Raw genomic sequence first — 22,063 nt, forward strand, 5'->3', positions numbered from 1 at the left:
GGAGGATGTCTATCGATCCGATTAGTGCTCAGTCGAGCTAATGGATTCACTGACCGTAGCCAGCTCTTTGCTCGCTTGCATCACTGATGGAATCCGGTCGTCGGGCCACACAACGTTCACGTCAGGCTCGTAGTGAATCAACCCGTCGTCGGCCAGTTTCGGGAGTCGGTTGTGAACTAACTCGAGTTGTACCTCCTGTGGATCTGTCTCTTCAACCGTCGCGATCTGGGCGGCAAGCGATCCAACGTCGAGTGGTTCGTCCGCCAGTCTGAGCGCGCAGATAACGTACCACGATCGCGTATCTGCTGCGAGTTCGGCGAACGCCTGCGCGTCGGCGGAAAACGGTGCAGCACCCGCGGCAACCAGTCGGTGTTCATCGGTATCGAGAGCAACATCCAGATACCGTCGCTCGTTGGAGATCGCCGTGAACAGCGACACGACTCCTCCACCGAGAGCGCCCAGCAAGACCAGCAGTTCGGGGTTGAGGACGGTTTCCCCCCCTATCTGTTCGGCGCTCACATACCCAAAGAGGAGTACTGCTGCGACGACCGTCCCCGCGAGAAACCACTTCACAATGTACCAGCCATCACCACGAGGCATCTCGTGCGCCGCGATCCAGTAGCCACCGTAGACGATCGCTGCAGCCGGAGCACTGACGAGTACGAGTTCGACAGCCCAGACGGTGACCGGTTCTGGATGAGTGACGAGATACGTAACGCCAGCAATCCCCAGTACGATGCCGACAGCCGTAACGAGCCACGATGCCCAATCGTACTGGACATTCAAGGCTCCATGATTGTTATTAACTCCCATGATCTCTCGTATCGATATACGCAGCCACCGTAAAAAGACTTTCTCAGTAAGGATTACCCAATCAGGAAAGTAGGGAGTGTGACGGCCACTTACTGTGGGGTCCGGGAGTGTTCCTCTGAGGGGTCCTCGAACGAGGAAGCGATACCCTCCGTTTCGGTGGGGCGTGCGTTCTCGAGATCCCGATCGTCATCGCTCGAGTAGTACTCCGTGCGGAAGGTTTCGACGATAGCGACGAGCACGCCGATCAGGATGGGGCCAACGAACAGCCCGACGAATCCGAGAGTGTACACCCCGCCGAAGACGCCAATGAGGATTACTGCGGGGTTGAGCTGGGCGCGCGTGTCGATCACGATCGGTCTGACGTAGTAATCGATGAAGCTCACGATGAGCAGCCCGTAGGCGGTGAGAAAGGCCGCACCGGTCGGGTCGCCGACGAGATACAGGTACGCCGCCGCGGGCGCCCAGACGACGAACACGCCGATCAGCGGCAAGAACGCCAGGATCACCATGACGATCGTCCAGAACACCACGTTCGGGAGACCCACGATATAGAAGCCGACGCCCGCAACCAGGGCCTGGACGACGGCGGCAAAGGCGTGCCCGACGACGGCGCCCCAGGTCGTGCGGTCGATCTGGGCGACGAGCGTCGCACTGACTGTCGACGAGAGCGGACTCGCATCGGTGAGCCACGCGACGAGCGCGGGGCCGTCGATCAGGAGATAAAAGACCAGAAACAGGAGTAAGGCTCCGCCGAGCGAGAAGTGCAACATCGTCGCGAACAGCCCGGAGACGTCGCCGAAGAACATGCCGAATAGCCACTCGCTGGCGAGTGCGACTCCCTCCTCGAGATTGACGTGTACGCCTGCGGCGTCGGCGAGTTGCGTTTCGATCACGTCCGTCTCGAGGCCCGTCTCGCCACGGGCAAGTTCCTGGAGATCCGAGACGAACGCGAGCAACACGTAGCTGAGCGGCACGACGACTGCGACGAGACTCCCCACGATCAGGGTAAGCGCCGAGAGATGATCCGCGAAGTGCTTCGCTGGGGTGTATTGCTCGAGGGCGCTGGCCAGTCGAACGTGGAGGGGAAAGAGCACGTAGGCGAGGATCAATCCCAGAAGGACGTACTCCAGAAAGGGGCGGACGATCACGAACACGAAAAGAGAGACGATTACCAGGAGACTGAGAAGGAACCCGCGCCCACGATCCATAGGTCGGCATTACAGTCAATCTAAATGAGCTTTGTGGCTGAGAGCGCACTCGAGAGCGCCGCGTCGTCAGCTCAGCACGGTTCGACTGAACCTGTGGCTCTGTTGAAATCCTATTCTTTAGTGATACTGCTGTTCCAATTGTAGCGCTTTGGTGATTGCTGTATCGAATTTCTCCAAAAGTTCTTCACTGAACTCGTGGACGTGTGGATCTTGTTTCACGAGTGTTAGTGACTCCCAATCACCCGGTTCTGTCGCAGAATATAACTGCGTAAACCGTTGTCCGTTGTTTCCATACACAATTACGATTACGTGAGGACTGTCTTCGTCTTGGGTATCGATGTGAGATTCACTCAATCCAGTCGTCTCACTCACGCTCACCCGATTGAAGTCGGTCAGTTCAACACTGAATCCTCCTGTGCCGAGGCGCTGGACCAACCACTCTCGGTCCCACTCTTGGGACTCGTCTGTATCGATGTTTTTCCCGGTGACAGTATCTGTCGATATTGTCTCGATCCGCCACTTCGAGAGCGTTTGTGAGTCCATTGTTTGGGGTGTCTGCGTGCGAACGTCGCCTTCTTGTACCCGGTCTCCTTCCTGAACGCGAATGTAACGCGGCGTATTTGCTGGCAGGTCTAGAAAGAGTTCACCAGGGTCAAGATTGATGAGCGCCTCAACACCATCGATTGTCTGAAACGTGTGTTTTCGCATCGAGTTATGATCAGCCATTATGGATAGTAGGAGATGAAGACGGTTGATGTTGTTGTGTGGTTTTCACTGACGCTCTACTCATTTGGATGGAGTCCTCGGTGAGTATCGGACCCAAATTGATGGAACATCTTGGTTATGTGAACCGCAGGCGCAAAACCTCGCCCTTTAGGGCGGGGATACGCGCGAGTGCGATACGGTTGCGAACGCGGATGTGAACGGTGCGGAGAACATCCGACGAAAAGTAACTCCGAGTCCTTCCGAGGATAGGAGTAACGGCTGGTTGGCACAGCCTTCAGTCCATCTGTTCGATCGTAGCGAGGGCCGTTTTGCCCCGCGAGAACAGGTCGTGGACTGTGAACCTTAATATCCCAACGCGGAGGGAATCTCGTCCCTTTAGGGGCGGGAGGATGTCAACTGAGGAAGCGAGCTCTAATGAGACTTCGATGCAGTGGACTCACCGTCGGTCATCGTCTCGAGACGTGTAGAAACTGAGGCGATTGTACAGCAGTAGCACGGAGGATCAGTGGTTGGGACCCTACCGAACTCCGTGCCAAATGAACGTTCGGGGTAGTCCGGTATAACCTTACTGTGATTATCTGGGTGACTGAGTTTTCGGTACTACCACTGCCTAGTTGGTCTGCGTCGAACTGATGGTATCAGGGTACATAGGACGTGGTCTCGTAGGAGCACTATGGGCCGAGAACTAGACGAAATCGACAGAGGCATCCTGTACATGCTGCAGCGGGAAGCTCGCAACACGACCGCTCAAGAGATCAGTGAGACGATTGGCGTCTCACCCAGCACCGTTCGCAATCGAATCGACCAACTCGAATCTGACGACGTCATCCGGGGGTATCACCCAGAAATCGATTACGAGGCGGCGAATCTCCCCTTACGCGTGCTCTTCGTCTGTACCGCCCCGGCAACCAGACGGACGGAGTTAACAGACAAGGTCATGAACGTCCAGGGCGTAGTTGATGTCTGCGAAATGATGACCGGACGGCGAAACGTCCACATCGAGATCGTCGCTACGGATACGACCGATATTTCCCGTATTTCGGATGCGATCCACGAACTGGGGCTCGAAATCGAGAGCTCCGAACTCATGAAACGACGCCAAATGCAACCGTTTAATCACTTCCAGTTTATCGAGTTGGACGAGGAAGCCACAGACGCTACTGGCGAGTAGCTAGATGTTATATCCGCACTCAAACCCGCCAATTTTCCGACTTTCGCATCAATGAATTCGACATTCCAGGATTAGTTGCCCCTATATCTGTTGTAAGCGCAAACTGATCGCTACCATTCAAATAGGATTCATAGGTACTGAGCGACTGGAAGTCAGTATGGAACACAGTCGGGACCGTTCGGCTTCACAAGAACTCTCTTGTGCGCACCGAAACAATACCGAAGAGAGTACCGGCCACGCCGGTACCATGGTTGGGACCCATGAACGAATTATCTAATCATCAACGAGCGGTCGAATTGCTCCAGCAACTGGGTCTGAAAGAGTACGAGGCGAAGTGCTTCGTCGCCTTATCCCGGATGCCGAAGGGAACGGCCAAAGAGATCAGCGAGACCTCCGAGGTTCCTCGGACGCGTGTGTATGATGCGATTCGCGTGCTGGAAACGAAAGGACTCGTGGAGATCCAGCACTCGAATCCCCAGCAGTTTCGGGCCGTCCCGATCGATGAGGGAGCCGAAACACTGCGCCAAGAGTACGAATCACGGATGGAGACACTCGTCGAGGCAGTCGAAGGGATCGACCCAGCACCAGCAGACGACGACGAGGAAGTGTCACACGAGGTCTGGTCGCTAACGGGACAGACGGCGATCGCAACTCGCACCCAGCAACTCATCGATGGGTCTGGAGAGGAAATCGTGTTCGTCGTAGGCCGTGAAGATGTTCTCACAGAGGAGTTGTTCACGCACCTCCAGGAGGCGCAGGAGACGGGAATTACGGTCGTCGTCGGAACCGCCTCCGAACACCTCCGTGATACCGTTCAGGAGGTGCTCCCCGACGCTAACGTGTTCGTCTCCGGACTGGAGTGGCTGAGCAGTAATCCGACTGATAGCACCGACGACACGACGATCAGCCGACTGCTCCTGATCGACCGCAACACGATTCTGGTCAGTTCGGTACACGAGGCTGCTTCGGAGGCAGCAGAAACTGAGAGGGCAGTGTTCGGCAGGGGCTTCACCAATGGCCTGGTCGTCATTGCCCGGCGGTTGATGGCGACGGGCCTGGAGACAAGTGATGATCCCAAGCTATTCGAAAGAGACTAACCAGCACCGTCAGCAGAGAAACGATCTGAGAAGCAGTCGTTCCCGCCGCGATGCGATACGGTGAGGGCTACTTCTGGAACACTTCGCCGTCTCGGAGGCCCTCGTGATGTGCAGCCAGCAGTTCCAAGACAGGTTTAATCTCGTCGAATCGCGGGCCTCGTTCGACGCGGTCCGCACTGGGACTCCACTCGATAAACCCATTGTCGGCTAATTTGGGCAGATGAACGTGGTGGTATTCGACACGATTCGTGTCATCAGCGAGTGCAGTGTCAGGTGGTGTGTCGAGGTCACTCGGCACCTGTGTTTTGGGGGTGTTCCCCAGCAAGGAAAACATCAGGCGCCGCCGATGCACGTTCGACAACACAGCGTATAAATTGTCATGAATTTTTCCCATGTCTGAGTGTAGTGTACAGTCGCTAACCACTTATAACCGTCAACATTTCACACAGAGTCGAGTTTTGATTAACCGGGTGAATCGAACTGCTAACTAAGCAATTACTGCTTCTCGAGAATCGTCCCGCCACTTGTGCGACATTCGCGCTCCCGACGCGATCACCGCCGGCGAGGGTGCACCCGTGCACACCCACCAGCGCCTGGGTAACGGCACACTGCAGGTACGGTTCCGGGCGGGCCAGACCGGCTACGAAACCGACCACGCGCCAGGAGCCGCCTACCTCCACGGCGAACTCGAGGACGGCACACCGATCGCCGGAGCCGACCTCGTCGCACAGGTTTACCGCCCCTGAACGCGGGGTTCGGGTAGATTAGCGGTGTGTATGGAGCGTGTGATAACGGTGAACAGAACCGCGGTCGCGGGTTTCGGAAGTTTCGGAAACGACCCGCTACCGTTTATGTGGCTACCCGCTGAATCTGCCGGATGTGATCGCAGACGCCCGCGTCTTTCAGGATTCGTTCGTCCCGGAAGAAGTGGTTCATCGAAACGCCGAGCTGAACCGGCTGTCCGGGATCGTCGAGCCGGTCCTGCGGGGCGAACCCGCGGATACGGTTTGTCTGTTCGGCCCCACGGGCGTCGGGAAGACCTGCTGTGCACAGTACATCCTCGAGGAACTCCGCGAGACGACGTTCGACGTCAGAACGGCGTACGTCAACTGCTGGCACAACTACAACAGCTATCGCGTCCTGTATCGGCTGCTCGAGGAGCTCAATCGGACACTCGACGTCCACCGCCAATCCACCCCGCAGGACGAACTCTACGAACGATTGCGGCGGGCGGACAGCTACCCGTACATCGTCGTCCTCGACGAGGTCGACCAACTCGAGGACAAGGACGTCCTCTACGACCTCTATGCGCTCCCGCAACTGACGTTACTCCTGATCGCAAACGACGAACAGGATTTGTTTTCGGGACTCGACGACCGCCTCTACAGCCGGTTCAGAGGCAGCGAGTGTATCCAGTTCGACCGCTACAGCGTCGACGAACTCGTCTCGATCCTCGAAACCCGCGTTCGACGCGGGCTCGAAGAGGGGGCGCTCACGCACGAGCACCTCGAGGTCGTCGCCGACGCCGCCGCCGGCGATGCGAGAGTTGCGATCGGCATCCTCAGAACCGCTGCGCGGAGCGCGAGTCGGAGCAATACGAACCGGCTGACGATCGCGGAGATTGAAGAGGCGATTCCGCGCGCCCGGTCGAACCTGCGCCAGAAAACCATCGACCAGCTCATCGCCGACCAGCAACTCCTGTACACGATCATCGGAGAGCACGGTGAACTCGCCCCGGGCACGCTGTACGAGGAGTACGAGCGGCGAAGCGACGGGCCGAAGTCACGGCGCATGGTTCGAAACTATCTCTCGAAGATGGAACACTACAACATCATCGAGGCCGACGGCGAGAAGCGCAGTCGAGTGTACCGCGTTTCGGAACCCGAATTCGGAAACGGCGAACGGTAGGCGGGAATCGCCCGAGGGGGCGGAGCTGTCTCGGTGTCCCCACCGCTTTCGGAAGGGGTGGAAACCCCACGCCGGCGCTTATTCGACCACGTCGTGATCACAGAACTAAGATGTACGATCACGAGAGGTCATCCCGGCAGATTCCCGAACTCCCCACGCTCGAGACAGGAATTCACCTCCTGGAAACCGACGGTGAACCGCGGGGGCCGTTACACGCACTCGTCGTCGACCGGATCCTGACCAGCCAGGGGCCGGCGTACTGGGTGGATACACACGGCCACGCGACCACGCAACCGGTGGCTCGCCTCGCACCGAGCGCGCGGGTTCTCGACCGCATCCAGGTCGCCCGAGGGTTCACCCCGTACCAGCACTACGCGATCCTCGAGACCCTCGGTGATCTCGTTGACGAGGAAACCGCGCTACTCGTCGTTCCCGCGGTCGACGGCCTGTACAGATCCGGCGACGTCGACACCGGCGAACGGGAGACGCTTCTGGTTCGGGCGCTCGCGCTGCTCGCCCGGTACAGCCGCGAGTACGCGGTTTCGGTTCTCCTCACGCGGGCCAGCGACGATGCGTTCTCGAGGCCGATTGCCAACGCCGCGACCGAGGTGATCCGCTGTGAAAACACCAGCCAAGGGCCACGGTTCATCGCCGACAGCTTCGAGACGCTGGTGTATCCGGCGACAGACGGTCATCTTCAGACGACGCTCGCGTTCTGGCATCGCATCCTCGAGGCGCGCCGACCGCTGTACGACCGGCTCTCAGCGAACGCGAAGGCACCGTCCACGGAGGTGACGGCCCGTGGGTCGTACTAATCCGACGTTCCGGGACACCCTCCGGCGCCTCGAGAGCCAGTGGTCGGCGTACCGTCGCGGCCTTCGGCGAACGGATCAAGAACACTTCGACCGGTTGTTCGAGCGGGCGCGGAAACACGCCGACGCGAGCGGCTATCTGAACCATCCCGAGCCGATGTACGCCGTCCTCGTCTCGATCGCACTCGAGCAAGAAGCCCAACTCGCAGCGCTCGACGATCGCATCGAGGCGCTCGAGAGGTCAGCCGTGAAGGACTCCAACGAGACGTAGCGATGGCGTTCACGATCGACTACCGCGAAGACGGGCTCTACCTGTGGACGACGACGACGGACGGTGCCGAGTACGAGGTGATCGACGACTACACCCCCTCGTTCTACGTGGCGGGTGGCTCGGACTCCGTAAGTGCGGTAAACGGTCTCCGCGACCGACTGGACCGCCACCCCGCAGTCGTCACGACCGCAATCGAACGGTGGCGCCCTGGATTTCGACACGGCTACGAGGATGTCCTGCGGGTCGACGTCGACGACATCGAGGCGGTTCGGACCGTCGCACACGACGTTCGAAAACGGGGGCGACCCGGGACCTACAGGTGCTTCAACGTCGATTTCTCGCGGGAGTTTCGCTACTGTCTCGAAACCGAGACCGATCCGACGCCGTCGTCGGTGCTCTCGACGCTGGAAATCGACGTCGCGCCGCCAGAACTCGCGGAGATGCCGATCACGGCGGTAACGGTCGACGGCGACACGCTGACGGGGTCGCCGACTGCGGTACTCGAGGCAGTCCAGAACCGACTCGAGACTACCGATCCCGACGTGCTCGTCCTTTCCTCGGGTGAGATCGTGCCCGCACTCTACGCGAGCGCCGACGAGCACGATTTCGACCTCGCACTCGGGCGACTCCCGGGCTGGCAGCGACTCGCCGGGGCGTCGACGTACGAGAGCTACGGCGCCGTCGGCCACTCGCCGGCCCGTTACACCGTTCCCGGGCGGGCACTCATCGACAGATCGAACACGTTCTTCTATCGCCAGGCGGGACTCGGTGGCTGTCTCGATCTCGTTGCCCGGTCGCGAAAACCGCTGCAGGAACTCGGGTGGGCGTCGATCGGGAACGTCCTGACCGCGATTCAGGTCCGAGAGGCTCGCGAACGGGACGTCCTGGTACCCTGGAAGTCGTGGCGCCACGAATCGTTCAAGTCGATGCGGACGCTGCACGCTGCCGACCGGGGCGGCTATACGTTCACCCCGGAGGTCGGGTTTCACGAGGACGTCCACGAACTCGATTTCTCGAGTCTCTACCCCAACATCATCTGTGAATACAACGTCAGCCCCGAAACGATCCGGTGTGACTGCCACGCAGGTCGGGCTGACGTTCCCGGCCTCGACTATGCGATCTGTGACGAGCCGGGGTACCTGCCCGAGGTTCTCCGGCCGCTGATCGACGACCGCGACGCGATCAAAGCTGAACTCCGGACGACCGAAGACGAGGAACGAGCCGCCATCCTCCGGAGTCGGTCGGCCGCGATCAAGTGGATTCTCGTCTCGTGTTTCGGCTACCAGGGGTTCAACAACGCGAAGTTCGGTCGGATCGAGTGCCACGAGGCGATCAACGCCTACGCACGCGAGATCCTCCTCGAGGCGAAGGGGATTTTCGAGCGCAACGGCTGGCACCTGGTTCACGGAATCGTCGACAGCGTCTGGGTCACTCCCGTCGAGAACGAGCCTCAGACCCCGCTCGACGACCTCGCGGCGGAGATCACCGACCGGATCGGTATCCGACTCGAGTACGAAACCGCCTTCGACTGGGTCGCGTTCGTTCCGTTAGCGAACAGCGACGAGGGCGCGCTCACGAAGTACTTCGGCAAGCACCGCGACGATAACGCGTACAAATACCGTGGAATCGAGTGCCGACAGCGTTCCACGCCCGCGTGGATCGAAACGACCCAGCGGGAGCTCATCCGAACGCTCGAGGAGTATCGGACGCCCGAGGCCGTCTGTGCACGCCTACAGCGGGCACTGCAGGAGTTGCGCGCAGGCGACGTCGATCCGGAGTCGCTGCTGATTCGCAATCGGACGTCCAAACCGCTGGACGAGTACCAGCAGTCCACGCGAACGGTCGCTGCCCTCGAGCGCGCGGCGGCTGCAGGACTCGACCCCCGGCCGGGCCAGGACGTTTCGTACGTGGTCGTTAACGACGACAAACGCTCGCGCGACCGGGTTCGCATCGAGTACGAAGACCTCGACCGCTACGACGCCGAGTTCTACGCCAAGTTGCTGATCGATGCCGCCGAAGCCGTCTGTTCGCCGCTTGGCTGGCGTCGCGCTGAGATCGAGCGGTACCTCTCCGAGCGGGTCGACGCCTCCCTGACGACGTTCACGGTCGGTGGGGTAACCGATCGGTGACCGACCGGTACGGACCCCATGACACATCCGCAGGGGGGACAAAGCGGTCGTTGAGCGGGAGTAGGGACTCGATTACAAACGGGCAGTGTCGCGGACGACCGATATGGGCGAGTCTTTCCCGCAAACCGATACCTGTCCCTGGTGTACCGAACTCCTGACCGACGAGACGGTTCAGGTCGGCCCGCCGCCGTTCGCCGGCACCGACACCCACCGCTGGGAACTCCACCGTGCCTGCGTCGCCGAGTGGCACGCTTTCGCCGAACAGCTCCACCGCCTGTCGCGCATCGGTGCCGGACGCACCCTCGTCGAGTACCCTAAGAATCACGGGACCGAGAAGTTGCTCGAGGGCGCACAGCTCTCCCGCTCGTCAGCGACCCACGACTAAAAGTGGGGTTTGCACGCCGTCTTCGTGTGATCCGGATTTCGGAACCCACGAAGCCACAACACGCGCGAGTGGTCAGTTTTCGACCTTGATCTCGACGCCCTCGTCGGGATCCCACCGTGGTCGCCGCCACCGGCGCCATCTATCGATGATCTCCATGTCTATTTTTCTGTACTGTATGGAAATATAGATTGTGGTTCCGTCAGGTCGGCCTCGGCCCGGGGAGTACGACTCGAGACGCCGGCCGTGGCACGTATTACTACCTCTCGCGCGATGCCGGAACCCGGTGCGTTTAGTGGCTGTCTCCCCCATCGACGGGTATGGCCAGTTCGTTTCAGTCGACAGCCGACCTCTGTGCGACCCTCGAAGAGCATTCCTTCGACCGGGCGCCGGCGCTCGTCGCTAACGCCCACATCACGGGTGGGAGCGTCGCGCGGGCGCTCGCCGCCCACGACGTCCCCGTGGTCGCCCTGGACCGGAACGGCGACGGCGTCGGCCCCTACACCGACGCCGTCGTCGCCGCGGGCGAAGTCAGCTTCCCGCTCGACGATCCAGCGGGGTTCCGCGAGGACGTCGAACGCATCGCCGCCGCCTGCGACCACGAACCCGTGGCGTTCGCCTGCATGGACGAGTGGGTCCACGCGTTCGCGGACACCGAACCCGACGGGGTCAGACTCCCCTTCGCCGACCGGGAGGTGATCGACGCCGTCCTCGACAAGGAGTCGCTGTACGCCCTCGCCGAGGAACTCGAGGTGCCCTATCCCGAAACCTACCGTCTCGCGGAGGTCGATCCGGAGACCGCCGCCGACCGCCTGGGCTACCCGTTCGTCGTCAAACCCGCCCGCAAACGCGAGTTCGAGGAGTTGCTGGGGACGAACGTCGTCGAGGTCGGCGACGACGCCGAGTTCGAAGAGGTCGTTGCCAGCGCCCGCGAAGCGGGCGTGCGGGTGATGGCCCAGGAGAAGGTGCCGATTGCGACCGGCGAGGACCGGTCGTTCGCCTCCTACGTCTCACCTGAGGGCGAAACGATCGGCGTCGTCGGCAACGCTCGGGTCCGGTATCCGCGAGCCTACGGCACCTCCTGTGTCGTCGATACGGTGTCCGACCCCGTCCTCGAGGAGCGCGCCCGTTCGATCCTCGAGACCGCTGGCTATCACGGAATCAGCGAAGCCGAGTTCGTCTACGACGAGAGCCGCGAGGAGTACGTCCTCCTGGATATCAACACCCGTCCCTGGAAGTGGATCTCGATGCCGGTCGAAGCCGGCGCGAACCTCCCTTACGCCGCCTACGCCGACGCCGTCGACGCCGCATACGACCCAGTGCCGATCGCGGAGACGCGGTGGGTCTACCTCCGGGACTACCTGGCGGGACTCGCGAGCGACCCCACCGCGACCGACGTGCTCTCGAACGACGAGTGGCGGGCGCTGCTTTCGGGTGAGTTCGAGACCGCCCAGGGGCTGACCACCGGCGTCTACCGCCCCTCGGATCCGGGTCCGACGCTCCAGTTGCTCGAGACTGAGTTCGGCGGTCCCGACTACTACTGTTCGTGCTGAACCCGCCGGAAGAGAAGTAGCGGCTGTGAATACGGCTCAATCGGCGAACGCAAGTACATCAGTCCTGTACGCTTCGACACGGACTGTCTCGCCAGTTTCGAACTCCCGGTCGATGATCATGTCACGGTTGTAATCCACAAACAGTGTTCCGCCGGCAATATCGAGCGTGAGCCCAGACCCGGTTGCCGAATCGGACCACGACGGTTGCTCATTGCTCTCCTGGACAGCCCCGACGTATCGATGAGGAGGTTCTCCACCCGCTACGACCGCGCTCTTGTGGGGACAGTTCACAACGGACGCCGCTCGAGCAACGAGCGTTAAATCTGTAGTAACACCCACCAAATCGCGCTTGACAGTCGGCACAGTGCTATCGAACAGGTGGAGTCTTTCGCCAGTTAGAAGCGTTACCACCACGGTCTGGGTGTAGATCGAACCCCCGTACTGTGCTTCCGGAACGATGTCAGTGATTTTGCAGCGTATCATACGCTCTCATGGCTCTGTTGATATCCTCAGCAAATGAAGGGAATTGCCTGTTGAATACAGAGGGTGGGTGCAGCACAACGACTTCGTTTGTTTCACGCCGAGGCAGTGGATCATATGCTCACTACACGTATGAATCTATCACTCGTTCTCATGGCAATATTCTGTTCTGTAGGTGATGGAGAAGACCCCGGAAGGTCAGTCAAGCAGATACAGTGAGATCTCAGTGGAGGCGTTGTGTTGCTTCAGGACGCTGGGTGACCTCCTGACTGAAGATCAAAGCAGCTAAATGAATATCTGCTCAATTACTCAATCATGTCTCAATCGAAGTCACGCCTTCGCCGTCTCCTTTCTGATAAACTCGGCGAATGCTGCGATGCCGACATCGAACAGCGACTCAACGAACTGGAAGAACTCACCGAGACGGTCCCCGAAAACCATCGATCCGACCTGCGAACACTGAAAACACTCGGAAACGATACGCGTTACGAGATCGTTCGGTTGCTCACTGCCGCCGAGGATGAACTCTGTGTTTGTGAGATCACACCACTCATGGATGTGAGCGAAAGCGCCGTGAGTCACGCACTATCCGATTTGATGGATTCAGGGCTGGTCACTCGCCGAAAAGACGGAACGTGGCGTTACTACGAACCAACTGAACGAGCTGAGCAGCTCATTGCTGCGCTTGATTCAACACGGGAGCGAGGACATGAGTAGAATAGACTCAAATCACCCGTATCGGGTCGCGTTCGTCTGCGTCCAAAACGCGGGTCGGAGTCAGATGGCACACGCATTTGCCAATCGGGAGCGCGACCGACGCGATGTAGCTGATCAGATTGAGATCGTAGCTGGCGGTACGCAGCCAGCAGAACACGTTCACGGTGTCGTTGTGGATTCGATGCAGGAGCGCGATATCGATCTTAGTGACCGGACGCCGCGAGAAATCACGTTTGACGAACTGCAGGGTGTCGATATCGTCATTACCATGGGTTGTTCCGCTGAGAATGTGTGTCCTGCAACGTGGAGTGGAGACAACCGCGATTGGGCACTAGACGATCCCCACGACCGTTCGCTCGAAGAAGTCAGAACTATTCGTGACGAAATTGAACGGCGCGTTACCGATCTTTTCAACGAACTCCTCGCCGACAATGGAGACGGGCGCACCTAATTAGACATGGAAGTTGCAGACCTATGGGCGTGGGAACTGTTGTTGGCAGCGTTTGCAGGAGGAGCGTTCGGGGCAGCCATCGGAGCCCTCAATTCCTTCTCACTGGCTGGCTTGATAGTCATCGTCGGCGAATTATATACGCTCGTTCATCGAACCGTTGGCCCTGAGGCCGCTGTCGCTCCCGTAGATATTACTGGCTCAATTGCCTTCGGGGTAGTTCTCGGTCCTCACGTTGCGTTCGGGGGTGGCGCAGCGGCTGTTGCCTACGCTGCTAAGCGAGGGTATCTCGATACCGACTTCGACTACCACGAGGCAAAGAACGTCGTTCAAGGGCTCGGGAGTCGCCCCGATGTGTTGGTCGTCGGCGGTATTTTCGGCATCGTCGGATACTGGATCGCGACCGCCTCTACAGTCCTCGGCTTACCGACTGATGCGGTCGCGCTCGGGGTCGTCCTCTCGGCAATCATTCACCGGCTCGTATTCGGCTACAGCGTGATCGGTGCTTCCCCGGCGCAGTTATTCGATATGTCTCCGTTCGAACGCGGCGAACGCCGTCAACCGGGTGGAACGTTCGCAACTGATGGCGGGCGGGGGCGGTTCGTCGTCGAACCGTGGCTGCCGTACCAGTACCGCTGGTCGCACGTCACAATCCTGGGTGCCGTTGTCGGTATCCTCGGTGGGTATCTCGCATACCTCACCGGGAGTGCATTTCTCGCGTTCGGGATCAGCGTCGTCGCACTCACGTTTCTCTGCGCCGGCGTTGCACAAATCCCTGTCACTCACCACATGTCGCTTCCTGCGAGTACAGTCGTTATTGCCAGCGTCGATTCCTCGGCACCGCTCACCCCTGACCTCGTTTCCGCATCAGTACCACTCGGAGAGGCAGTCATACTGGGAGCCGCATTTGGCATCATCGGGGCTCTTACTGGAGAGATCACCCAACGAGTATTCTATGCACACGCTGAGACACATCTCGATCCACCGGCTGCAAGTATCGTCGTTACCTCATTTCTGATAGGTGTCTTGGCGCTGATCGGTATTCTTCCGAGTTCAGCGTGGATACCACTGCCATGACTGTGCTGTTTATCGTAGCCATTGAAAGTCAGTGCACACCTGCTCGCGATGACTCGGGCATCGAATGCGAGCAGTGTGTAACTCGTTTCAGTTGTTGCCATCGAAGTGTGACACTCCTCGGGGAGATTAATTGCTACTCCGTTACCTGTTTGACCTGTACTGACCGATCACTCCGTTCGCAGATCAAGCTGAATCTCGTGCCACAGTTGCGCTCTGTATCCGGCACAACTGCTGAAATTGTTGACATCCCCCTCCGTCTTCAGACGGAGGAATCCTGAGCGCTGGAGATATAAGCACCCATCGCAGTTCGCAGCCATCTTCAGTCCGTGGGATCGCCCGCCGCCGGACCTGCTCATGTCTTACCGGTGTCGACCGCTCTTTTAGGCGGGCGCCGAAACGGGCACACCATGAGCGAGCCGCTGCACTTCAACCTCTTTACGATGAACTCCGTCGAGCACGTCTCGCCGGGCACCTGGACCATTCCCGGCGACCAGTCCCACCGCTACACCGACCGCGAGTACTGGACCGAGGTAGCACGAACGGCTGAACGCGGCGGCCTCGACGCCATCTTCTTCGCGGACGTTCGCGGCATCTACGACGTCTACGGCGAGAGCCGCGACCCTGCCATTCGGCGGGCGATCCAGACCCCCTCGAACGCCCCCCAGGCGCTGGTGCCCGCGATGGCCGAGGTGACCGACCACGTCGGCTTCGCGATCACCCGCTCGACCTCCTACACCCACCCCTACCAGCTCGCCCGGGAGCTCTCGACGCTCGATCACGTCACCGACGGCCGGATCGCCTTCAACATCGTGACGTCGTACCTCGAGAGCGCCGCCGAAAACCTCGGTCTCGAGGGCCGGATCGACCACGACGAGCGCTACGACCGCGCCGACGAGTTCATGGCGGTCTGCTACCGCCTCTGGGAGGACTCCTGGGAGGATGACGCCGTCGTCCGCGACCGCGAGGCCGGCACCTACACCGACCCTGAGAAGGTCCACAGCATCGACTTCGAGGGCGACTACTTCTCGGTGCCGGGCCCCCACGGCTGCGAACCCTCCCCCCAGCGCACGCCCGTGCTCTACCAGGCGGGCTCCTCGGACCGCGGCCGCGAGTTCGCCGCGCGAAACGCCGAGGCGGTGTTCGTCTCCCAGCCGACGAAGGCGGCGACCCGCGACTACGTCGAGGACATGCGCGAGCGCGCCGCGAGCCACGGCCGCGACCCCGACGCTCTCAAATTCTTCCCCGGCGTCGTCGTGATCACCGGCGAGAGTGAGGCCATCGCCCGCGAGAAGTACGACACCTACAAGGAACACGTCAGCGTCGAGGGCACGCTCTCGCTGCTGAGCGGCTTTCTCGACATGGACCTCTCGGAACTCGAGGCCGACCAGCCGATCGAACACATCGAAACCGAGGCGATCCAGGGGGCGATGAACGCCTTTACGACCAACGACGACCGCGAGTGGACCGTCGGCGAGGCCGCCCGATTCGCAGGGCTGGGATCGACCTCGCCCGTCGTCGTCGGCTCGCCCGAACAGGTGGCCGACGAACTCGAGAGCTGGCGCGAGGAGGTCGGCGTCGACGGCTTCAACCTCAAGGAGGTCACCCGGCCGGGCACCCTTCAGGATTTCGTCGACCTCGTGGTCCCGGTGTTGCGAGAGCGCGGGCTGATCCGGGAGTCCTACGAGACCGATACCCTCCGCGAGAACGTTCTGGGACGGCGGCGACTGGCCGACGATCACCCCGCACGGCAGTCCTGAGAGGAGGATGTCAAGTGGTGTAGGAATACTTTCTGCTACTATTCTTCAAGGAGCGAATCCCGCCGTTTAAGGCGAGAAGAATGTGACTGTACCAGCACCACTGTAATCGCTACCGCGTTCTCGATCCACCAGAACACTCAAGTCATTATCGCAATAATCATTATCTAGAGTATGACCTTCTACAACCGGACTGACGAACTTGACGCGCTGGAAACTGCGTTGGCGTCACCCGGCTCTGCGTTCTACGTCGTCTACGGGCGCAGGCGTGTCGGGAAAACTGAACTACTCAAAGAGTTCTGCACCGAGCACCCACACGTCTACTTCCTCGCAGCTCAGGAGGCAGAGGACCGCCAACGAGAGAAATTCGTCGAGCAAGTCGCTACAACCTTCGACGACCGCCTCCCGCTGATCGACGGATGGGATGGTGCGTTCGAATATCTTGGAGAAAAGCTCACTGGAGAACAGCGGATCGTCGTCATCGATGAATTCCCGTACCTAATCGAAGAGAACGATTCGCTCCCGTCCTACATACAGGCGTTTGTCGACGAACAGCTCCAAAATACCGACTCGATGCTGGTGCTCTGTGGCTCGAGCGTGAGCACGATGGAATCGGCGGTGCTCGGTCACGAAAGCCCGCTGTACGGCCGACGGACTGGACAGATCGATCTCCAGCCGTTTTCATTCCAGCAAGCCCGCGAAGTAATCACGTACGACATCGTCGATGGGATTCGGTCATATTCAATCACTGGCGGCACGCCGATGTATCTCACACTCTTTGACTATGACCAGTCGCTTGCCGACAACATCAGGTCTCACATCCTCTCGCCGACAGCGGTACTCTACAACGAGCCGGAGTTCTTGCTTCGAACCGAACTGCGAAATCCGGCACGCTATTTGAGCATCCTGGAAGCGGTGTCGCTGGGCCACACGACACCGAACAAAATTTCTGGTGCCACTGGCATCAATCCGGGCCCACTTTCGAAGTACCTCGCGACACTTCGGCGACTTCGACTGCTCGAGCGCGACATCCCCGTCACCGCCTCCGCGAAGAAATCCAAACGATCTCGGTACCGCGTTGGTGATGAGTTTCTCCGCTTCTGGTTCCGGTACGTCGAACCGAACCGCTCCAGTATTCAGGAAGCGCCGGCCGTTGTGTTTGATAGCGCGATCGAACCCGATCTCCCCACACACGTTGCAGCGACGTTCGAGGACGTCTGTGAGGAAGCCGTCTGGGAATTGATCAGGGGCGGTGACCTCGATCCGTACGCTGACGTCGGGCGCTGGTGGTACGGTGAAGAGGAGATCGATATCGTCGGACTCGCTCCCGCTGATGATCGTCTCCTTGCCGCCGAATGTAAATGGACCAGTGAGCCGGTTGGTCACGGACTCGTTTCGGATCTTCGAGAGAAGGTCGACAGCGTTCGGTGGGGCCCCGACGATCGAAGTGAGCAGTTCGCTCTCTTTTCGAAAAGTGGGTTCGTCGACGGCCTCGAGAACGAACTCACTGACGAGTGGACGCTTTTTGACCTCGACGACCTGGATCGGATCTTCTCACGCGGGTGAAATATCAGGCGTGATCACGGTCCCGAGTACTCGAGCAACTCCATCTCGAGAACCGGCTCTCCGGTCTCTTCGTCGTAGTATGCGACGTATGCTGGAAACGCTAACTCGGGGGAAAGACAGCTCTCGTGGACGGCGACCTCATCGATTTCGGTAACGGCGACGTAACACTCGTAGCCAACGTAGTCGTCCGTCTCCTCGACTGCATAGCGGAGACTCCCTTCGTCAGTACCGATGCGCCACTCGTATCCCACGTACACTCCTTCGTTGGCCGCGACGTGGGGCGAGTGTAAGCCCGAACCGACGAAAATCGCTGCCGGTGTGGCCATCAGCTCCGAGAAGATCTCGTCTTGCGTCCCGGTTACCGTCCGGGCGAACTCCTCGCCTCCGTCGAAGGTGAGTTCGGTTTCGACTGTGAGGCGGTCTTCGCCAGCATCTTCGACGCTCCAGAGAAAGACGCCGGAACCGTCCTCTTCGTTCTCGACGCGATATTCGTAGGACTCGCCGGCGGCGAACTCGTACAGACGCCAGTCGTCGGTCGTCTCGGGTCCCTCGTCGGGAATTTCGACGTCGAATCCCGTTCGGTTGCTCAGTTCCTCGCTGGCGCGGCTCCGGGTCTCGTCTCGAACCCGGTCTCTGATAGCGTCGGTGCTCAGACAGCCGCTCAAGGCAGCGAGCCCGCTAATCCCACCGATGACGACTGTTCGTCGCCGGAGTGTCATCAGACGTGCCTCTCGGCGATCTTTCCGACGACGGGTAGTCCGTACTGCTGCCCCTTGTAGGCCTTCACGACCAGGAGGAGCCAGACGATGAAGCCGACTGGCAGCAAGAGCAGCGAGAAGAACCACAGCCCGAGCCCCATGAGCCAGCCGACGACGGGAATCATCTCGAGGACGAACCCGAGAATCATGATGCTCATGTAAAAGACGAACATCGCGCCGGCGATGAGCATACACTGAACCGAGTGAAAGCGAACGAACTCGTTGTCGTCCTCGAGCAGATAGAATATCACGGCGAGGATCGGCGCGAAGAAATATGCGAGTGCTCCCGCAACGTTTTCGCTCAATCCGCCGACCACCGTCGTGTCGGTATTCGCCGGCTGTGAACCGTCTGAGACGGCTTCCGATTGTTGTGCATCCAGTTCCGTATCGATGTGTGTATCATCTGTTGCCATTGGTATCACGTTGAGTTTCGCGGAGGAGAGGTTTGATCTGCGAGGGGTATCTGGCACGGCTACCCTGTACTGAAAAATTTTGATGGAATCTGCCCCCCAACCATACAGTGACAAGACCGTGAGAAGCGAACGCTGCCGTCCCCAAAGAGCGGGCCTGGCCGCTCCCCCCTTCTGGATCTCGTGAGCCGGTGTCGTTACGACACCCGCGAGCTCCCGGTGGATCTCTCGACCGGCGCTGACAGTGAGAACGGATCGTCCGAGTCCGTCCATCTGCTCGGGACGGAGCAGATGATCGAACGCTTCTTCGCGGGCAGGTCACTAACATGGTGCTTCGTTCGCTGTTGCGGTACCGGTGATCACCTTTGCACTCACGGTGAGCCTCGCCCACAGCCGCTGGAATCCGATTCTCTTCGGCTGTGGGTTCGCCCCGTCCCCCATGTCACTGCTGGCGCAGGTGAACCGTTCGTACCGCATGACACTCATACTCGAATCGAAGTAGAAGCCTTTCTACGCCATACATCGTGTGTTACACATCTCAATCACAAATTTACAGAGTGTCGGACACCGCACGGATCGACGTATGAAGACGGTACGTATTTCAGTTCGGCGTGCCAACGTACTACATTCCGGCTTCAAAGTAGCACCGTTCACGACGAGAGTACGCGCCGACGAAACACGTAGATCTCTACTGAACTCTGTTGACACCCGGCCCACAGAGAGGTGTCAGTCCTCTATGAGTGTCTGAAATACTTTCTGTTCGGCTGCGCGAAGATGATGTAGGTACGTGGAGTGAGCAATCCCTACGATTTCTGCAATCTCGCTCGCAGAGTGTTTTCGCTCCCGTTCGAAGTAGCCATGGTGATACGCAGCCTCCAGCGCCGCCGCCTGTTTGTCCGTCAGATCACTCTCATCAATGGACGGATTCGCTCGAAGTTGGGTTAGGTCGGCCTCAGTGCACGACAGTACGGCCACGCGACCATACTTGTCATCGAGCGCACTAACGAGTGAACTCAAGTTTTTCTTCGACGGCAACCCGATTCGCAATATCGTACGATCGGCGGTAATACGTGTGGACTGGACAAGGGCATTGTACGGTACGAGGGTTGACTCTGGAGTCGGGGCGGTTACTATCAGATGAAAGAGCGTCTTATCCGTGGAACGTATTGAGACGAGTTCGTGAACGGCAGGGTGGCTCTCTGCGGCTTCACAGAACGGTTCAGCGGATCCGGAAGCGAGAGAAACGTACTGGGAGACCGTGTCGTTTTCGTGAGGGGATGTGCTGTGTACGACGATCTCTACATTTGAGGGGTCTGTCTGGGAATCGTAGATGATCTCGCTGAGATAGTGGGCATCCGTTGGTAACTCGATGCTAGCTTCGACACCGTGGTCGGCGGTCAACGCCTTGCGAGCATCGAGATGGTGTATCGCATATCCAACCGTCGCCGCGAGGTTTGTGAGGAGTGTACGTTCGTCATCGCTCAACAGCTCCCGCTGGCTACTGTACGCGGTGAGTATTCCGTATGTAATACCCTCGTAGGCAAGCGGCAGCGCGATTGCAGCCTGAAATCCGGACTCGAGTGCAGCGTTCCGCCAGTCAGTCGAAAAGAGTGTTTCGAGGTCGTCGATCACTTGCGGTTCGCCAGTTCGGGCGGCCCAGACGCTTGGCTCACCTTCGGACGACGGCTGGTCGACTCGAAGCTCAACCCTCTCGAGATACTCAGAATCGCCTGCAACGGCTCGTGGCTGTACTCGTGTTTCGGATACCGATCCGATCCAGGCAAGACCGTATCCCAACTCGGCGAGTTCGGTCACGATCGCCGTCTCGAGTTCCTCTCGGGTTTGAGCGGTTACGAGTGTTCGCTGAACACGGCTGTTGAGGTTCCGTTCTCGACGGAGTTGTATCTCCTGTGCTCGTTTCTCCGTCACGTCTCTAATCGACAGCATAGTCGCTTTACTCCCGTCGTACGTGATCGCTCGGCCGGTGTACTCACAGTGGCGAATTCCCCGGTTGTCGGACAGGAGCCGGACATCGTGGATGCCGTCTCCGAGAAGGTCCTTTCTGGACTCATACACGATATCTCTGAATCGTCCTTGATCTTCATCGTCGACGAACGTTTCAGCAAAATTTGTACCGATGAGTTCCGTCATCGGAGCGTCAGTGAGGCGAGTCAACTGTTCGTTCCCGAAGACGACCCGCTCAGATTGAAGAATCACGATCGCATCTCGGCTTTGCTCGGTTACTGTCCGATACCGCTGTTCGCCGGCCTCGATTACCTTTCTCAGCGCACGTCGCTCGACGACGCTACGGATCTTGCTGGTCAAGACTGGTGCCTGGTCGACCTTTGGGTTTTTCGTGAGGTAATCCGTCACACCAGCATCGATGGCACGAGCGGCAACCTCCTCACTTCCCTCGCCTGTTACCAGTATACACGGGAGCTCAGGATAGTCGGCCCGGATTCGTTTCAAGAGTTGAATTCCATTGATCTCCGGCATCTGATAGTCGAGGATCACGCAATCGGTGTCGGCCTCCTCCAGCGCTGAGAGTGCCTCGTTCGCACTCGAGGACGTGCGAACCTCTAACACCGAATCATGGTGCTCTAGCTCTTCAGCGATGAACGTAGCCCACCGTTCATTGTCATCGACGAGCAAGACCGTAATCGACTCTAACACCGTTCCACTCCCGCCGACATCCGGTACTGTTTCGGTCATTGAATCATCCCCTTAGGCGAGACAGCGCAAGACGGAGGTCCGCCCTCGAACGATCATGACGAACCATGTTC

The 22,063-nt window shown here is 59.3% G+C and carries 21 protein-coding genes and 1 pseudogene; 15 read left to right on the forward strand and 7 right to left on the reverse strand.

Going from position 1 to position 22,063, the window contains the following annotated elements; translation table 11 throughout:
* Nucleotides 1-21: 21 nt before the first annotated feature.
* The 3 genes from AC6I6S_RS17620 to AC6I6S_RS17630 all read right to left on the reverse strand — a co-directional run bounded on the left by AC6I6S_RS17620 (nucleotide 22) and on the right by AC6I6S_RS17630 (nucleotide 2,747).
* Entirely contained in the window at nucleotides 22-813 is a 792-nt protein-coding gene (locus tag AC6I6S_RS17620) for a DUF7344 domain-containing protein (RefSeq protein ID WP_497951971.1), read from the reverse strand.
* An 89-nt stretch (nucleotides 814-902) separates the two neighbouring features.
* Nucleotides 903-2,021, reverse strand: coding sequence for an AI-2E family transporter (locus AC6I6S_RS17625; RefSeq protein ID WP_497951972.1), 1,119 nt, complete (start codon nucleotides 2,019-2,021; stop codon nucleotides 903-905).
* Between the two features lie 117 nt (nucleotides 2,022-2,138).
* On the reverse strand, nucleotides 2,139-2,747 hold the full coding sequence (locus tag AC6I6S_RS17630) for a hypothetical protein (RefSeq protein WP_497951973.1): 609 nt from the start codon (nucleotides 2,745-2,747) through the stop codon (nucleotides 2,139-2,141).
* A 166-nt stretch (nucleotides 2,748-2,913) separates the two neighbouring features.
* Here AC6I6S_RS17630 and AC6I6S_RS17635 point away from each other — a divergent pair.
* The 10 genes and pseudogenes from AC6I6S_RS17635 to AC6I6S_RS17680 all read left to right on the forward strand — a co-directional run.
* A pseudogene (locus AC6I6S_RS17635) lies at nucleotides 2,914-3,093 on the forward strand (RNA-guided endonuclease InsQ/TnpB family protein); the annotation flags it as partial.
* 327 nt (nucleotides 3,094-3,420) lie between these two features.
* Complete coding sequence (locus AC6I6S_RS17640) at nucleotides 3,421-3,918, forward strand: Lrp/AsnC family transcriptional regulator (protein ID WP_497951975.1); 498 nt, start codon at nucleotides 3,421-3,423, stop codon at nucleotides 3,916-3,918.
* A gap of 260 nt (nucleotides 3,919-4,178) precedes the next feature.
* Nucleotides 4,179-5,015 (forward strand): TrmB family transcriptional regulator, encoded by an 837-nt coding sequence (locus AC6I6S_RS17645; RefSeq protein WP_497952348.1) that lies wholly within the window; start codon nucleotides 4,179-4,181, stop codon nucleotides 5,013-5,015.
* A 524-nt stretch (nucleotides 5,016-5,539) separates the two neighbouring features.
* Complete coding sequence (locus AC6I6S_RS17650) at nucleotides 5,540-5,761, forward strand: hypothetical protein (protein ID WP_497951977.1); 222 nt, start codon at nucleotides 5,540-5,542, stop codon at nucleotides 5,759-5,761.
* 133 nt (nucleotides 5,762-5,894) lie between these two features.
* Nucleotides 5,895-6,923, forward strand: a complete 1,029-nt coding sequence (locus tag AC6I6S_RS17655; RefSeq protein WP_497951978.1) for a Cdc6/Cdc18 family protein — start codon at nucleotides 5,895-5,897, stop codon at nucleotides 6,921-6,923.
* A gap of 110 nt (nucleotides 6,924-7,033) precedes the next feature.
* Complete coding sequence (locus AC6I6S_RS17660) at nucleotides 7,034-7,738, forward strand: P-loop NTPase family protein (protein ID WP_497951980.1); 705 nt, start codon at nucleotides 7,034-7,036, stop codon at nucleotides 7,736-7,738.
* Nucleotides 7,725-8,006, forward strand: coding sequence for a DUF8156 family protein (locus AC6I6S_RS17665; RefSeq protein ID WP_497951981.1), 282 nt, complete (start codon nucleotides 7,725-7,727; stop codon nucleotides 8,004-8,006). Before AC6I6S_RS17660 ends, AC6I6S_RS17665 begins: the two co-directional genes overlap by 14 nt.
* Before the next feature lie 2 nt (nucleotides 8,007-8,008).
* Nucleotides 8,009-10,135: a type B DNA-directed DNA polymerase gene (locus AC6I6S_RS17670; RefSeq protein WP_497951983.1), complete on the forward strand. Its 2,127-nt coding sequence runs from the start codon at nucleotides 8,009-8,011 to the stop codon at nucleotides 10,133-10,135.
* A 103-nt stretch (nucleotides 10,136-10,238) separates the two neighbouring features.
* Nucleotides 10,239-10,520, forward strand: coding sequence for a hypothetical protein (locus AC6I6S_RS17675; RefSeq protein WP_497951984.1), 282 nt, complete (start codon nucleotides 10,239-10,241; stop codon nucleotides 10,518-10,520).
* 317 nt (nucleotides 10,521-10,837) lie between these two features.
* On the forward strand, nucleotides 10,838-12,070 hold the full coding sequence (locus tag AC6I6S_RS17680) for a carboxylate--amine ligase (protein ID WP_497951985.1): 1,233 nt from the start codon (nucleotides 10,838-10,840) through the stop codon (nucleotides 12,068-12,070).
* Nucleotides 12,071-12,106: 36 nt separating this feature from the next.
* Here AC6I6S_RS17680 and AC6I6S_RS17685 read toward each other — a convergent pair whose 3' ends face one another.
* The gene (locus tag AC6I6S_RS17685; protein WP_497951986.1) at nucleotides 12,107-12,553 is read right to left on the reverse strand and encodes a hypothetical protein; all 447 of its coding nucleotides are present in this window, start codon (nucleotides 12,551-12,553) and stop codon (nucleotides 12,107-12,109) included.
* Between the two features lie 312 nt (nucleotides 12,554-12,865).
* Between AC6I6S_RS17685 and AC6I6S_RS17690 the strand changes: the two genes are divergently transcribed.
* From AC6I6S_RS17690 to AC6I6S_RS17710, 5 genes are all read left to right on the forward strand, one after another.
* Entirely contained in the window at nucleotides 12,866-13,267 is a 402-nt protein-coding gene (locus AC6I6S_RS17690) for an ArsR/SmtB family transcription factor (RefSeq protein ID WP_497951988.1), read from the forward strand.
* On the forward strand, nucleotides 13,260-13,718 hold the full coding sequence (locus AC6I6S_RS17695) for an arsenate-mycothiol transferase ArsC (RefSeq protein ID WP_497951989.1): 459 nt from the start codon (nucleotides 13,260-13,262) through the stop codon (nucleotides 13,716-13,718). Before AC6I6S_RS17690 ends, AC6I6S_RS17695 begins: the two co-directional genes overlap by 8 nt.
* Nucleotides 13,719-13,724: 6 nt before the next feature.
* The gene (locus AC6I6S_RS17700) at nucleotides 13,725-14,792 is read left to right on the forward strand and encodes a DUF7973 family transport facilitator (protein ID WP_497951990.1); all 1,068 of its coding nucleotides are present in this window, start codon (nucleotides 13,725-13,727) and stop codon (nucleotides 14,790-14,792) included.
* A gap of 407 nt (nucleotides 14,793-15,199) precedes the next feature.
* The gene (locus tag AC6I6S_RS17705; protein ID WP_497951991.1) at nucleotides 15,200-16,549 is read left to right on the forward strand and encodes an LLM class flavin-dependent oxidoreductase; all 1,350 of its coding nucleotides are present in this window, start codon (nucleotides 15,200-15,202) and stop codon (nucleotides 16,547-16,549) included.
* A 171-nt stretch (nucleotides 16,550-16,720) separates the two neighbouring features.
* Nucleotides 16,721-18,112 (forward strand): ATP-binding protein, encoded by a 1,392-nt coding sequence (locus tag AC6I6S_RS17710; RefSeq protein WP_497951993.1) that lies wholly within the window; start codon nucleotides 16,721-16,723, stop codon nucleotides 18,110-18,112.
* A 14-nt stretch (nucleotides 18,113-18,126) separates the two neighbouring features.
* Here AC6I6S_RS17710 and AC6I6S_RS17715 read toward each other — a convergent pair whose 3' ends face one another.
* From AC6I6S_RS17715 to AC6I6S_RS17725, 3 genes are all read right to left on the reverse strand, one after another.
* The gene (locus tag AC6I6S_RS17715; protein WP_497951994.1) at nucleotides 18,127-18,831 is read right to left on the reverse strand and encodes a hypothetical protein; all 705 of its coding nucleotides are present in this window, start codon (nucleotides 18,829-18,831) and stop codon (nucleotides 18,127-18,129) included.
* Nucleotides 18,831-19,283, reverse strand: a complete 453-nt coding sequence (locus AC6I6S_RS17720) for a DUF4870 domain-containing protein (RefSeq protein ID WP_497951995.1) — start codon at nucleotides 19,281-19,283, stop codon at nucleotides 18,831-18,833. The genes AC6I6S_RS17715 and AC6I6S_RS17720 overlap by 1 nt, the downstream gene beginning before the upstream one ends.
* A 723-nt stretch (nucleotides 19,284-20,006) precedes the next feature.
* Nucleotides 20,007-21,992 (reverse strand): response regulator, encoded by a 1,986-nt coding sequence (locus tag AC6I6S_RS17725; RefSeq protein WP_497951996.1) that lies wholly within the window; start codon nucleotides 21,990-21,992, stop codon nucleotides 20,007-20,009.
* Between the last annotated feature and the right edge of the window lie 71 nt (nucleotides 21,993-22,063).

Source organism: Natrononativus sp. DTA114, from assembly GCF_059736515.1.